The sequence below is a fragment of the Colwellia sp. genome (assembly GCF_013214175.1).
In the GTDB taxonomy this organism is placed as follows: domain Bacteria; phylum Pseudomonadota; class Gammaproteobacteria; order Enterobacterales; family Alteromonadaceae; genus Colwellia.
In genome coordinates, this window is record NZ_JABSPA010000002.1 from 1,262,912 (window position 1) to 1,276,713 (window position 13,802).

10 protein-coding genes are annotated in these 13,802 nt (G+C 40.2%); 9 read left to right on the top strand and 1 reads right to left on the bottom strand.

Annotation, left to right across the window (positions count from 1 at the left end; translation table 11 throughout):
- Window positions 1-42: 42 nt before the first annotated feature.
- A complete protein-coding gene (locus HRT55_RS08330; RefSeq protein ID WP_291620343.1) occupies window positions 43-900 on the bottom strand; it encodes a hypothetical protein in 858 nt (285 codons plus the stop codon).
- A 179-nt stretch (window positions 901-1,079) separates the two neighbouring features.
- Between HRT55_RS08330 and HRT55_RS08335 the strand changes: the two genes are divergently transcribed.
- The 9 genes from HRT55_RS08335 (at window position 1,080) to HRT55_RS08375 (ending at window position 13,713) form a co-directional block, all read left to right on the top strand.
- Entirely contained in the window at window positions 1,080-2,231 is a 1,152-nt protein-coding gene (locus HRT55_RS08335; protein WP_291620345.1) for an efflux RND transporter periplasmic adaptor subunit, read from the top strand.
- Window positions 2,231-5,374, top strand: coding sequence for an efflux RND transporter permease subunit (locus HRT55_RS08340; protein ID WP_291620347.1), 3,144 nt, complete (start codon window positions 2,231-2,233; stop codon window positions 5,372-5,374). The genes HRT55_RS08335 and HRT55_RS08340 overlap by 1 nt, the downstream gene beginning before the upstream one ends.
- Before the next feature lie 528 nt (window positions 5,375-5,902).
- Window positions 5,903-6,412, top strand: a complete 510-nt coding sequence (locus HRT55_RS08345) for a PEP-CTERM sorting domain-containing protein (protein WP_291620349.1) — start codon at window positions 5,903-5,905, stop codon at window positions 6,410-6,412.
- A 712-nt stretch (window positions 6,413-7,124) separates the two neighbouring features.
- A complete protein-coding gene (gene betI / locus HRT55_RS08350; protein ID WP_291620351.1) occupies window positions 7,125-7,742 on the top strand; it encodes a transcriptional regulator BetI in 618 nt (205 codons plus the stop codon).
- Window positions 7,733-9,196: a betaine-aldehyde dehydrogenase gene (gene betB / locus HRT55_RS08355; protein WP_291620353.1), complete on the top strand. Its 1,464-nt coding sequence runs from the start codon at window positions 7,733-7,735 to the stop codon at window positions 9,194-9,196. Before betI ends, betB begins: the two co-directional genes overlap by 10 nt.
- Before the next feature lie 106 nt (window positions 9,197-9,302).
- Window positions 9,303-10,991 carry a choline dehydrogenase gene (gene betA, locus HRT55_RS08360; RefSeq protein ID WP_291620355.1) on the top strand — a complete coding sequence of 563 codons (1,689 nt, stop codon included), beginning with the start codon at window positions 9,303-9,305 and terminating at the stop codon, window positions 10,989-10,991.
- A gap of 228 nt (window positions 10,992-11,219) precedes the next feature.
- The gene (locus HRT55_RS08365; RefSeq protein ID WP_291620357.1) at window positions 11,220-12,437 is read left to right on the top strand and encodes a BCCT family transporter; all 1,218 of its coding nucleotides are present in this window, start codon (window positions 11,220-11,222) and stop codon (window positions 12,435-12,437) included.
- 31 nt (window positions 12,438-12,468) lie between these two features.
- Entirely contained in the window at window positions 12,469-13,173 is a 705-nt protein-coding gene (locus tag HRT55_RS08370) for a TorF family putative porin (protein ID WP_291620359.1), read from the top strand.
- A 63-nt stretch (window positions 13,174-13,236) separates the two neighbouring features.
- A complete protein-coding gene (locus tag HRT55_RS08375) occupies window positions 13,237-13,713 on the top strand; it encodes a MarR family transcriptional regulator (RefSeq protein WP_291620361.1) in 477 nt (158 codons plus the stop codon).
- Window positions 13,714-13,802 lie beyond the last annotated feature (89 nt).

Genomic DNA, 13,802 nt, shown 5'->3' on the forward strand with positions numbered 1-13,802 from the left:
TTTTTAGTCATCTAGATGATTTATTTATTTTTGCTGTTCAAGCTAATTAGCCAATCTTTCCATAGTGTTAGAGTTTTCAAGACGAATTAACTCCTTGAGTAACAGCCTAAGTAGCTCTCCGCCTAATTGATTACTGTCTAAGCCATCTTCATTACCAATACTGCCTAGCTCGATATTCTCAAATTGTTTGGTAAGCACTTTATTGTCTTTAACAATAGTCAGGGTTAATTCTTCAATAAGTACTGAACTGATGCGAACGCGGGTTAGTGCTTTACCTAATAAACGTCTTTTCTGTTTAGCGGCATTGGAGGCGATAACTGCTTTGTTGGTTTCAATTTCTGCTACTTCTCGGCTGGAATCAATATTTTCTAAGGCCAATTCTTCGCTGCGCTCAGGGTACATTTTTGCGTATAGCTCAGCGCTTAGTTGTGGGTATAAAGCGGGGTAGTCAGTGGCTAGTTGTTTCTCAACTTTTTTAATCAAAATCTGTAAATTAGTTTTACCGGTTTCACTTATTTTATCAATCTCTGACCAAGCGTGTAAGTTACTGAAGCGAAGTTGTTTAACATGCACTAAAGTAGTGGTTTTTTTCGCTACGCTGGGGGCGTCAAATTGGCTAGTTGCAAGCTCTGCCAGTTGTACGCTGATGTTATCGACTTTAAATAGCTGAGGCTGAGTTAAACCATCGATATTGGCAACAGAGAAATTGGTAAAGGTAGTGATACCGGTATTCGTTGAAAAATCAGCGCTGAGTAACTGAGACTTTTGCCCGCTATAGTAATGACTTTGCAAAAGAACTTGGCTTTTTAGGTAATCATTTAAAGAGCCATTGGCGAGATACCATAACATGGTACTGAGAAATAATAATATGGCAAAGGCTAGTACAGCTAATTTATTCAAAGTTTTTCTCTTTTACGTTAATTTGCGTTAAGTGGTTAATATTTTAAGCTAAGTTACTGGCTAGGTAAATGCTATTGATAGGTCTATAGGTTATAGTATTTGCGTGCAATTATCCGTCAAACATGCGTCAAGTGCACTATCTCCACCACACTATTACTATGTTATTAGAGAACCTCTTTATGTCAAATCAGTCTGTATCTACAGCGACTTCAAGTACTTCGGCTGTTACCCGCCGTTTGCCCTTATTCATTATACTTGCCATTCTTGTGGCCTTAATTACTTATTTGCAATGGCCAGAAGCTAAGCAAGAAAAAAGTAAATACAAGCGTGTGGTTGCGGTAAAAATGGTGCCAGTGGTATTGGCTGAGTTTATTGAAAGTGTCGAAGCGGTCGGTACCGCGCGTGCCAATGAGCAAGTGGTGATCACCAGTAAATATTCTGATCTTGTAGATGAAATCTACTTTGACGATGGCCAAACAGTTGAAAAAGGTGCTGTACTGGTTAAGCTGAATAATCAAGAAGAGCTAGCCAAAGTGAGTGAGTTAAAAGCTAACCTGTCAGAATCACAGGCGCACTTGAAGCGTTTATCTGAGTTACTTGCCAGTAGAGCTACCTCTAAATCATTGGTAGAGCAACAAGAAGCGAAAACCAAAGCGATTGAAGCGCAGCTAACCAGTGCTCGCGCTAAATTAAGTAACTTAACTATTCGAGCACCATTTTCCGGTGTACTTGGCTTTCGCGAAGTGAGTAAGGGGGCTTATATTGATGCTGGTAGTGTGATTACTCGCTTAGATGACTTGAGTGTTATTAAAGTAGACTTTCATTTACCCGAGCGTTTATTAACGCATATTCATGTTGGTCAACAAATTAGCGCGGTAAATACCGCTTACCAACATAAAGAATTTATTGGAAAAATTTCTGCCATTGATAGTCGTATTGACTCAAGTACCCGTAGCATTAAAGTTCGCGCTACCATCAATAACAAAGCGTCAAAACTCCACCCTGGTATGTTGCTTAAAATTAGCGTGTTATTGCAAGTAGAAAACATACTGCAATTACCTGAAAGCAGTATTATCCCTATTGAAGATATGCATTATGTCTTTGCTGTGATTGATGGTAAAGCCGTGCGTAAAGCGATAAAAATTGGTCGTCGCCATCCTGGTGTGGTGGAAGTCGTTTCAGGCTTAGTTGCCGGTGAAGAAGTGGTGGTTGAAGGCGCACTTAAACTTCGTGATGGCTCTGCGGTGACAATTATAGGTCAAGAATCTGAAGAACAAGCACTTGCTGAAACTGAAGAAAATCCTACTGCTGATAAAGGGAGCAAGCACTAGTGATTTTATCTGACTTATCGGTAAAACGACCAGTTTTTGCCACGGTAATAAACTTACTTATTATCACCTTTGGTATTGTTGCTTTTTTAATGCTGCCATTAAGAGAATATCCAGATATTGATCCACCGATAGTTAATATTAGTACCAATTACCCAGGGGCTTCTGCCGCCATAGTTGAAACTAAAATAACCCAATTACTTGAAGACAGAATTAGTGGGATTGAAGGGGTTAAAACCATCAATTCTAATAGCCGTGTAGGTCGCTCGAGTATTACCATTGAATTTAATTTAGACCGAGATATTGATGCCGCGACTAATGATGTCCGCGATCGCATCTCTCGCGCATTAAATAACTTACCAGAGCAGGCTGATCCACCTGAAGTTTCAAAAGCCAATGACGATGAAAATGTTATTGTTTGGTTTGTGCTGCAAAGTGAAACCATGAGCACGCTGGAGCTAACCGATTACGCGAATCGTTATATCGTTGACCGTTTTGCGGTGGTTGATGGTGTTGCTCGTGTGCAAGTAGGTGGTGGTCGCACTTATGCCATGAAAATACGTCTAAATCGTGTATCTATGGCGGCACGTAATATTACCGTGCAAGATATAGAAGATACCTTACGTGATGAAAATGTTGAGTTACCAGCAGGGCGCATCGAGTCAATAGACAGAGATTTTTCTATTCGGGTCGAGCGTAGCTATTTAACCGTGCAAGATTTTGCCAATATGGTAATTAGTCACTCAGAAGGTAACTCTGAAAGTAGTTCTGAAAGTAATTTAGTAGGTAAGTCTGTAGTGCGTTTAGGTGATGTTGCCGAAGTCTTTATTGGCGCGCAAGATGATGAAAACATGTTCCGCGGCAATGGTAAAAATATGGTCGGCTTGGGCGTAATCAAGCAATCTAAAGCCAATACCTTGGACGTGGTTAAATCTGCGAGAAAAGAGATGGTTACTATCCGTAGCTCTTTACCCGTAGGTACAACGATTACCAATAGCTATGATAGCTCGGTCTTTATTCAAGGCTCTATTGATGAAGTTTATAACACCTTAATTATTGCCATGTTAATGGTGGTATTGGTTATTTTCTTATTCCTCGGAAATATTCGCGCTACCATCATTCCAGCGATTACTGTTCCGGTAGCTTTAATTGGCTCCTTGATGGCATTATCTTGGTTTGGTTTCTCCATTAATCTATTAACATTGTTGGCTTTAGTCTTGGCTATCGGTCTAGTTGTTGACGATGCCATTGTGGTATTAGAGAATATTTACCGCCGTATCGAAAATGGTCAAACACCTTTAATGGCCGCTTATGAAGGCGGTAGGGAAGTAGCCTTTGCCGTAGTTGCTACTACCTTAGTTTTGGTAGCTGTTTTTGTTCCCTTGGTATTCTTATCGGGCAACATGGGACGATTATTTACTGAATTCGCTATTGCCATCGCGGCGGCTGTAGTTTTTTCAAGTTTGACGGCTTTAACACTAACGCCAATGTTGTGTTCAAAAATGTTAAAACACAGAGAGCGTAGTTCTTCTTTTGGTCAAAAACTTGATCGCACTTTTGCTCGCTTTGAAGCAGCTTATGGGCGAGCATTAAAAAATAGTATTCATCAACCCATTCTTATTGTACTGGTGCTGGGCTTATCATTAGCAGCAGTATTTTTATTGTTTAATAAGTTACCTTCTGAATACACGCCAAAAGAAGATCGCGGTAATTTCTTCTTAATTATGCAAAGTGCTGAAGGCGCCAGTTATGAAAATAACGTCAAAAACATGCATAAAATTGAAGAGAAACTTTTAGGTTATCAAGCTGAGGGCGAATTAGACCGAGTGATTGTCCGTGTGCCAGGTTTTGGTGGTACGGGTGGTATTGCTATTGTCGGTTTACCTGCATGGGATAAACGTAGCATTGATACTTTTAGCTTTATTAATAAAATAAATGCTGATGTGCAAAGTGTTACCGATGTGCGCGCCTTTGCCATTATGCGTCGTGGTATTGGTGGCGGTGGCGGTAGTAATGCACCTGTGTCTTTTGTACTACAAGGTAATACATTTGCCGAGTTGGCTGAGTGGCGTGATATTTTGATCACCGAAGCGCAAAAGAACCCTAATTTATCAAATATTAATAGTGATTATCAAGAAACCTATCCACAGCTTTTAGTTCAAATCGACCGTGAACGTGCTTATGATCTAGGGGTGCCTGTAGGTGATATCGCCGAAACCTTAGAGACCATGTTAGGTCAGCGCCGTGTCACTACTTTTGTCGATCGCGGTGAAGAATATGACGTTATTGTTGAAGGCGATGAGACGCAATTTCAAAGCCCAACGGATATCGATAACCTTTATGTCCGTTCACGCACGACCAATAAGTTAATTCCATTAGCGAACTTATTAACCATTGGTGAAAATGCGACCTCGTCACGACTCAATCGTTATAACCGTTTACGTAGTATTACCATCACAGCAAACTTAGCCGATGGTTATGCCTTAGGTGAAGCACTAGACTTCCTGGTGGAGGTAACTAAAAATAAGTTGCCGGAACACGTACAGATTGATTATAAAGGCGAGTCTTTACTACTTAAAGAATCGGGTAGCTCTATCTTATTTGTTTTCTTACTTGCCCTGCTAATTACCTACTTGGTATTAGCCGCGCAGTTTGAAAGCTTCATTCATCCATTTGTTATTTTACTTACGGTGCCGCTGGCGTTAGTTGGCGCACTTGCCGGATTGGAGTTGATGGGCATGAGTTTAAATATCTACAGTCAAATAGGTATTGTTATGCTCATTGGTTTAGCGGCAAAAAATGGTATTTTAATTGTCGAATTTGCCAACCAGTTACGTGACAAAGGCATTGCTTTTGAGGAGGCATTAATTAGTGCTTCTAAACAAAGACTACGCCCGATTGTGATGACCACCTTTACCACAGTAACCAGTGCTATTCCGTTAGTGTTAGCTGTTGGTCCAGGTGCTGAGAGTCGTATGGTTATAGGTGTAGTTATTTTTGCCGGCGTATCACTCGCCAGTATATTTACCCTATTTATCGTCCCGGGTGCTTATTACTGGTTATGTCGTAATACCGGTTCGCCGCAAGCGATTGCTAATGAAATTGAAAAACTTGAGCAAAAGGCTAATGAAAGTCACCCTATTTAGGGGTCTAATTTAGTACTTTGATAAGTTAAATAACAAGCCCTAGCTGAGTAAAGTTGCTAGGGTTTTTTATGTGTTTAATGTTATTAAATTAGGTATGTTTTTAACCCTGATTAATGAGATTTAATTGTTGGTTTAATGATTATCTACTGCGTATTAGATAGATTATCTAGCTCATTAAATTCAGATCAACATCGAGTCTAAGGTTAGAAGCGGATTTTACTAAAAATAATAGCTCTGTCGGTTAAATATTTTAAACAACTCGAAGTCTCACGATATCAACATTATATTCGAGTAAATTTAGATCTAACACATTATTGACTAAGCAAAATTATTTTTTAATTTCTTATATGAATGCCTAAGCTATTTTGTCAGGTTTTTTTACATGTTGTCAGTGTCTGATGCTTGTTAAAGCTTAACGTATTGAAAATAAATAATTATTTAATATGGCTTGTTTTATGCTTAAATGCGCAGCGTTAATGACAATATTATATCTTTATTTCTAATGCAAAGGGTTCAAAGGAATAACACATGAAATTAAATTTTTTAAAGGTACTCATACCTCTCACATTATGTATTGGTTTTATCACAAATGCGCAAGCAGGTTTGATTACTAATTTCGACATATCAGGAGTTAATTCATCTGATTCTTCAGGTACTGTTCAAGATTGGTTTAGTGTCGAACTTACAAATGAATTTGATTTTTTTACTTTATCTTTTAACTGGAAAGATCAAGGTTGGGGAAATAGAAAAGGACGTCTATATTATAGCTTTTCAGGTACCGATTGGACAAATTTCGGGCTGTTAGCAGGACATCAATTTACAGAACAAATGACTACAATAACTCGTAGCCAATTAGCCTCTTTTACTCAACCAATAACACTAAATTTTGGTTATGTTGTTGGAGGAGGTGGGGGACATAATTTACAGGTTAATAATGCTACTTTAGCCGTAACGAATGTTCCAGAGCCTTCTACTCTTGCTATTTTTGCATTAGGTATGATTGGTTTAGCATCTCGTAAATTTAAGAAACAGTCTTAATTATTTAAACGATTTTTATTCTGTAAAAGCACCCGTTGTAATGATTGGTGCTTTCTTGTTTCTGGTGTTATGTAAAATAAACCAGTAAGCCATCACAATAGCTTCAATATAGGTAACACCCGATACATAAGACAAGCCCTCAGCTAAACCTCTTCGCCAACGAACTGACCAATTAAAATTTGGGGTTAACAATATTTATAACGGCAGTGAAAATAGTTCATCGGTTAATGGCAATCCGTAAAATATAAAGCTGAGTTTATTATTGGTTATGTCGTAATACGGGTTCGCCGCAAGCGATTGCTAATGAAATTGAAAAGCTTGAGCAAAAGGCTAATGAAAATCCACTTAAGAAATCCTAAGTAGTACTTTAATAACTAAAGTAATAAGCCCTAACGATGAATTTCGCTAGGGCTTTTTTATGTTTAAAATTCTTAGTTCTAAATTCTATTCTCTCTAGTTGCAGGAAATCGTCGCGCTATCTTTTTACTGTTCTTTTATAAGTAAAAAAACAATAAATATAGTTTGAGTACTAAGCTTTAACCTTATGAGGTAAATATTATACTTAGTCATTTATACGAAGTTTTACGTTATTTTTAACCATTTCGGCGCTGTTCATCGAACTTTGTTAATGGTTGTTACTTGATAATTTCAGTAAAATTCATTAGTATTGTAATTAATTGAACGTTCAATTAAAAAAGAATTAGAGAAGTCAGTGCCGAAAGTTGGAATGAAACCCCTACGTAAAAAACAATTAATTAATGCTACTTTAGAATCTGTGGCGTTATACGGTTTACAAAATACCACTATTATTACTATTAGCAGGATCGCCGGTTTATCGTCAGGTATCATTAGTCATTATTTTGGTGGTAAGCAGGAATTAGTCGAAGCAACGGTCAAACATCTGCTGGAACAATTGAAGTTGGCATTGCTTGAACGTGTCAATCAGCCGCACCTTACTCAACCGCTCGGCGCGGCCGAGCGACTTGCAATGATCATTGAGGCTAACTTTACTCAATTACAACGTTCAGCCCCGGCAACAAAAATGTGGCTTAGCTTCTGGGCGCAATCTATGCACCAACCCGGATTGGCTCGGCTACAACATATCAACAGCAAACGCCTATACAGCAATCTACTTTTCTCTTTTCGCCAGTTATTGGCTGATGATTTAGCCGTTATCGCGGCTAAACAGACCGCGGCTATGATTGATGGTTTCTGGTTACGCAGTGCATTAAGCCCAAGGCCTGAAGAAGAATTTAAACAGGCTGAACAATTATGTAAAAAATTTATAGACGATCTGCTTAAGCAGTCCGGAGATGTCAATTGTCGTTAATACGTTATGAAAATTTTGTCGATGGCGCCTACATGGCGAACGACAGTGGTGAAACATTTGATGTGATTAACCCCGCAACGGGAAAAGTAATCTATCAGGTTGAAGTCGCCGATGAAAAAATTAAACAACAGGTCATGGCAAGTGCCCAACGTGGTTTTGCGACTTGGTCAGCAATGAGCGCGATACAGCGCAGCCGAATCTTACTTAAAGCGGTGGCATTATTACGCGAGCGGAATGATGAACTGGCAAAAATTGAAGTACTTGATACCGGTAAACCTTGGCAAGAAGCCTCGGTGGTTGATGTAGAATCAGGTGCTGATTCTATCGAGTTCTTTGCTGGTTTGGCGCCTGGCATTGAAGGTAATCAACAGCAAGTTGATGGTGACTTTTATTACACTCGACGTGAAGCGCTGGGTATTTGCGCAGGCATTGGTGCTTGGAATTATCCAATACAGATAGCCTGTTGGAAAGCAGCCCCCGCGCTAGCGTGTGGGAATTCAATGATATTTAAACCCTCGGAAGAAACACCGTTGGGGGCATTAAAATTAGCAGAGATTTTTACCGAAGCCGGACTCCCTAACGGCGTATTTAATGTTATTCAGGGCGCAGGCGACGTCGGTGCTTGGTTAAGCCATCATGCAGATATAGCTAAAGTTTCTTTTACCGGTGAAGTTGGTACGGGCAAAAAAGTCATGGCAGGTGCTGCCACTACGCTTAAAGATGTCACTATGGAGCTTGGCGGAAAATCACCACTGATTATTTTTGATGATGCCGATATCGACAATGCGGTTTCTGCAGCCATGTTGGGTAACTTCTATACTCAGGGTGAAGTCTGTACCAATGGCACGCGTGTATTTGTGCAAGAGTCAGTGTATGCAAGGTTTATTGAAAAATTGCTTGAGCGTACTCGCCAAAATATTGTTGTTGGGGACCCAATGGCTCCTGAGACTAATTTTGGTGCACTAATCTCGTTAAAGCATTTTAATCTAGTGTTAAATTATATCAATATCGGCATTAAAGAAGGTGCGACACTGCTTCATGGCGGCACAGCGCTGCAACCAGAAAACGCACCCCATGGCTATTTTATTGCGCCTACTATCTTTACCGATTGCCGTGATGATATGACCATTTGCCGTGAAGAGATTTTTGGCCCTGTGATGTCGGTACTGACCTTTACTGATGAAGAGGAAGTGATTACTCGAGCCAACGCTAGTGATTATGGCTTAGCTGCGGGTGTCTTCACCCAAGATATTACCCGTGCTCATCGGGTTATTCATCAGATGCAAGCCGGAATTTGTTGGATAAACAGCTATGGCGCATCACCTGCGCAAATGCCTGTTGGTGGTTATAAACAATCGGGCATCGGCCGTGAAAATGGTCTTATTACACTGAACCACTACACTCAAATTAAAGCCGTATATGTTGGCCTACAGCCACTTGAAAGCCCTTTTTAACCGGACGATTCGATTAGCAATAGGCATAAACTAAGCAATTAATAATTCTGAAAGTGTGAATTATTAGCAATAAAAGTTGTAGCTAAGCAGTAAATAAGAGTTATAGATGAAAAACGAAAAATTTGATTACATTATTATTGGTGCCGGCTCTGCGGGCTGTGTACTGGCTAACCGATTAACTGAAGACAGTAATAATCGGGTATTGTTACTTGAAACCGGCGGCAGTGATAAAAGTATTTTTATTCAAATGCCAACAGCATTATCAATTCCGATGAATAGCAAAAAATATGCTTGGCAGTTTGAAACTGAGCCCGAGCCTTATCTTGATGATCGCCGTATGCATTGCCCAAGAGGCAAGGTTTTAGGTGGTTCTTCATCTATTAATGGCATGGTTTATGTTCGAGGTCATGCAAGAGATTTTGATGAATGGCAGCAACACGGTGCGAAAAACTGGGATTACGCCCACTGTTTGCCATATTTTAAAAAAGCCGAAACGTGGGCTTTCGACGGTAATGAATACCGTGGTAAAAGTGGCCCATTAGGGGTAAATAACGGCAATGAAATGAAAAACCCTCTGTATCAAGCGTTTGTTGATGCAGGTGTTGAAGCCGGTTATTTTGCCACTGATGATTATAATGCCGCAGCACAGGAAGGTTTTGGTCCTATGCACATGACCATTAAAAATGGTGTGCGCAGTTCTACATCTAACGCTTATCTTCGCCCAGCAATGGCGCGTGAAAACTTAACTGTAATAACTCATGCCTTGGTACATAAGGTATTGCTGGCAGGTAAAAAAGCTATTGGCGTACGCTATGAGCGTAAAGGAAAAGTTTTCGACGTTAGTGTTGAAAAAGAAGTTATTCTATCGGCGGGGCCTATTGGCTCACCTCATCTTTTGCAACTCTCAGGAATTGGTCCTAAAAAGGTGCTTGAAGACGCGGGCATTGAAGTTAAACATGATTTGCCCGGTGTCGGTCAAAACTTGCAAGATCACCTGGAGTTTTATTTCCAGTTTAAGTGCAAAAAACCGATTACGCTTAATGGCCAGTTAGGCTTGTGGAATAAATTTTTAATTGGTAGTCGTTGGTTCTTCACCAAAAAAGGCTTAGGCGCGACCAATCATTTTGAGTCTTGTGGTTTTATTCGCTCTAAAAAGAATGTTGAATGGCCAGATTTACAATACCACTTCTTACCGGCAGCAATGCGCTACGACGGTAAAGAAGCTTTTGCCGGTCACGGATTTCAGGTGCATATTGGTCATAATAAACCAAAAAGTCGCGGTTTTGTTAACGCGGTGTCCGACGATCCTAAAGCACATCCACAAATACGTTTTAATTATCTTGAACACGAAGCAGACCGTGAAGGTTTCCGCGCCTGTGTGCGTTTGACCCGAGAAATTATTCACCAGAGTGCGCTTGATGATTATCGAGGTGAAGAAATTCAACCCGGCATTGATGTACAAACTGATGAAGAAATCGATGCCTTTGTCCGTCAATTTGTTGAAAGTGCCTATCATCCTTCGTGCTCATGCAAAATGGGCACAGATGAAATGGCTGTTGTTGACTCAGACACTAAAGTCCATGGTATTGACGGATTACGGGTTGTTGACTCGTCAATTTTTCCGACTATTCCAAATGGTAATCTTAATGCGCCAACCATCATGGTTGCTGAACGCGCGGCGGATCTTATTCAAGGCCATGAAACACTAACACCATCTTCGGCTGCTGTGCACATTGCGCCTAACTGGCAACAGCAACAACGTGCCAACCCGCCAAAAAGAAAAATCAAAAATTAAGCTAACAACTATTCAATCGTGAGTACTCTTTCAGGGTTTAACTATCGTCATCAACATTGTCTGTAGCGTTGATATGGTGACTATAGTTAAAATTTGAAGCCTATACTAAGTGGACTGATTTATTGATCCTCTTGCTGTTGTTTAGGTGATACCGAGTGCTCTAACTATAATAAGTAAAGAGGAGTAATACGTGTTTACATTCATTAAAAAAATTATCGGGGGGCCGTTATGACCCCATGGTTATCTGCTGGGATTTTATTTACCTTTGCCGCCATTGCCTTTGTGTTATATCGCTGGGGAAATGTTCGCTGTGTTGGGGTAACACCCGTTAAAACATTCACCTTTATTGCAATTTTATTTACCTCAGGCCTTGATGTTGGCCTGATCATGTTCCCTTTAACGGAGTTTGCTGGATATGCTGATCTAGCTGCCAGTCCTGAATATGGCTTCACTAACCCGTTAGCTATTGAATTTGGCTTCTGGGCGTTTCTTATCTGGGGTTTCTACTTTCTAACCTGTTTTTACTTCTGCGTGATTGAGCCACGGGTGCAATTTTTCGAAATTCCATTAATCAAGCTAATTAATAATGTTGTTATTATTGGTACCTGTGCCTTTACTGCGTATTTATTACTAAGCAATTTACCTTGGTATATACCTGAGCTGGGTGATGGTGAATCCCTTATTGGCAGTTTCTATCTAATCGTCTTCTTAGTCATAGCGGCCGCTGTTTATTCTAGTACCAGTATTCGTTATGTACGTTTGTTGAGTTTGGCAACCTCTTGGCTGTTTATTGCCCTGATAGCGCTAATGTGGGGAGGTGCTTTTCTTGTCGAAGGCTCAGGCATTGGTGAATTTGCTAATACGTTTGCCTTGCTTGGCGGTTACTTTGGTAATATCCATGAATTTGTCTTACCTTTAAATGATTATCATGAATTCTACCTGTATTGGTGGTTTGCATGGAGCATTATGATTGGCCAATTTACCGCCCGCTTTGTTGGTGGTTTGCGTACTTACCAAGTTTTGCTAGCTATGTTGGTATTCCCGTCTATTCCTATCGCGATATGGTTTACCGTGTTGTATTACTACAGCGCTAACGGTCTGGAAACTGCTGGTTTTTATAATATAGCGATGGCAATTGTTGGCGTCACCTTTGTTATTAACTCACTCGATTCATTGATTCGTTTATATACAGATAACTTGAATTTGAGTGTCAGTCGAGTGGGGCGAGTGAAATACTTTTTGGGTAATCTCATCGCGCTAAGCTTACTTACGCTGTTATTCAAATTGGACTTCTTGCAGATCCAATGGGTTGGCGCCGTAGTTATTGGGCTATTTTTCACTTGTTTTGGTTATATTATATTGACCAAGTTTAAAGTGGTCAGCGAGATAGAATGTTCACCGAAAGAAAATAAAATCGATTTTAATAAAATTGAGCTAATGAACTAATCTAATAAATAATTTAATGAGTAAAAAAATAATGAATAAAACTATTATTGCTGCGGCAACAACTTGTCTACTAACATTGCCTGCTGGTGCTATGGCTGCCGTATCTTCAACGGTTAATCTGGCTTCTGACTACACCTTTAACGGTGTTAGCCAAACAGGTAATGATCCTGCGCTGCAAGCGAGCTTGGATTATGCTGCGGATAGCGGTTTTTATGCCGGAACTTGGGCTTCTAATGTTGATTTTGGTACAGGTGAAGACACCAACATCGAATGGGATGTTTATGCTGGACAGTATTTTCAGCTAAATGATAAATTTGGTTTAGATACTGGTATTGCCTATTACACCTACCATGGTGATGACGCCTCTAGTACTTACAACTATCCGGAAGCTTATGCCAAACTTGGTTACAGCTCGTCTATGGGTGATAGTGAAGTCAACTTCTGGTACAGCTGGGATTACTTTGGTTTAGAGGTAAGTCACTACATTGCCATGGTTGCTCATACCGTAGAAGTAGTGCCAGGACACAACATTAAAGTGACCTTTGATCGCTCAACTTCAGCGGATGAAAATAAATGGGCGTGGGACGGTAAAGATGCTTATAACCATTATCGTGTTGAATACATGACCAGCTGGCAGGGTTTTGATTTTAACCTAGCAGCTGAAAATACTGACATGGACATTGATTCGGCAGATGCTCGGGTAGTGTTCTCGGTATCTCGTACCTTTAGTTTTTAGCCGGCGCAGCCCTAACTAGCCCCTGCGATTGTTATTAGCTCAGGGGCTACATTGGTATATATTATGGAAAAATACGAACAGCTGTTAATTTCATTACGTCAAGTGATCCGCGCGATTGATATACACTCTAAACAGTTGAATAAAAAGTCAGGATTAACTGGTCCTCAGCTTATGGTAATGACCAAGATTTCCCAGTTAGTTGCACCCATGGCAAAACAGGTTGCTAAAGAAATTAATCTTAGCCCGGCAACGGTAACCAGTATCATTGACCGTTTGGAAGCAAAAAAATTAGTTAAACGTAAGCGTAGCCAGTTAGACAAGCGCAAAGTTGAGCTATATCTTTCTTCGGCTGGAGAAGTGCTGCTGCAAGGTGCGCCAAAGCCATTGCAAGAACATTTTATCAAGCGTTATCAGGCACTAGAGTCTTGGGAGCAGAGTCAGCTATTATCTTCAGTTGAACGTATTGCTTCGATGATGGATGCTGAAGAACTTGATGCTGCGCCAGTATTGATGGTTGGACAGATGCAAGAAGGGCAGTAATGGATGTTTTAGCCTATGGTCCGCCATTAAAATACGCATAACACTACCATTCAATTTACCGCTAATATTGAAAATAATTTATTAAGAAA

Bases quoted from the DNA above. Each gene is read 5' to 3' on its own strand.
- HRT55_RS08365 (WP_291620357.1), top strand. From the start codon at position 11,220: ATGACCCCATGGTTATCTGCTGGGATTTTATTTACCTTTGCCGCCATT.
- HRT55_RS08375 (WP_291620361.1), top strand. From the start codon at position 13,237: ATGGAAAAATACGAACAGCTGTTAATTTCATTACGTCAAGTGATCCGC.
- HRT55_RS08335 (WP_291620345.1), top strand. From the start codon at position 1,080: ATGTCAAATCAGTCTGTATCTACAGCGACTTCAAGTACTTCGGCTGTT.
- betA (WP_291620355.1), top strand. From the start codon at position 9,303: ATGAAAAACGAAAAATTTGATTACATTATTATTGGTGCCGGCTCTGCG.
- HRT55_RS08345 (WP_291620349.1), top strand. From the start codon at position 5,903: ATGAAATTAAATTTTTTAAAGGTACTCATACCTCTCACATTATGTATT.
- HRT55_RS08370 (WP_291620359.1), top strand. From the start codon at position 12,469: ATGAATAAAACTATTATTGCTGCGGCAACAACTTGTCTACTAACATTG.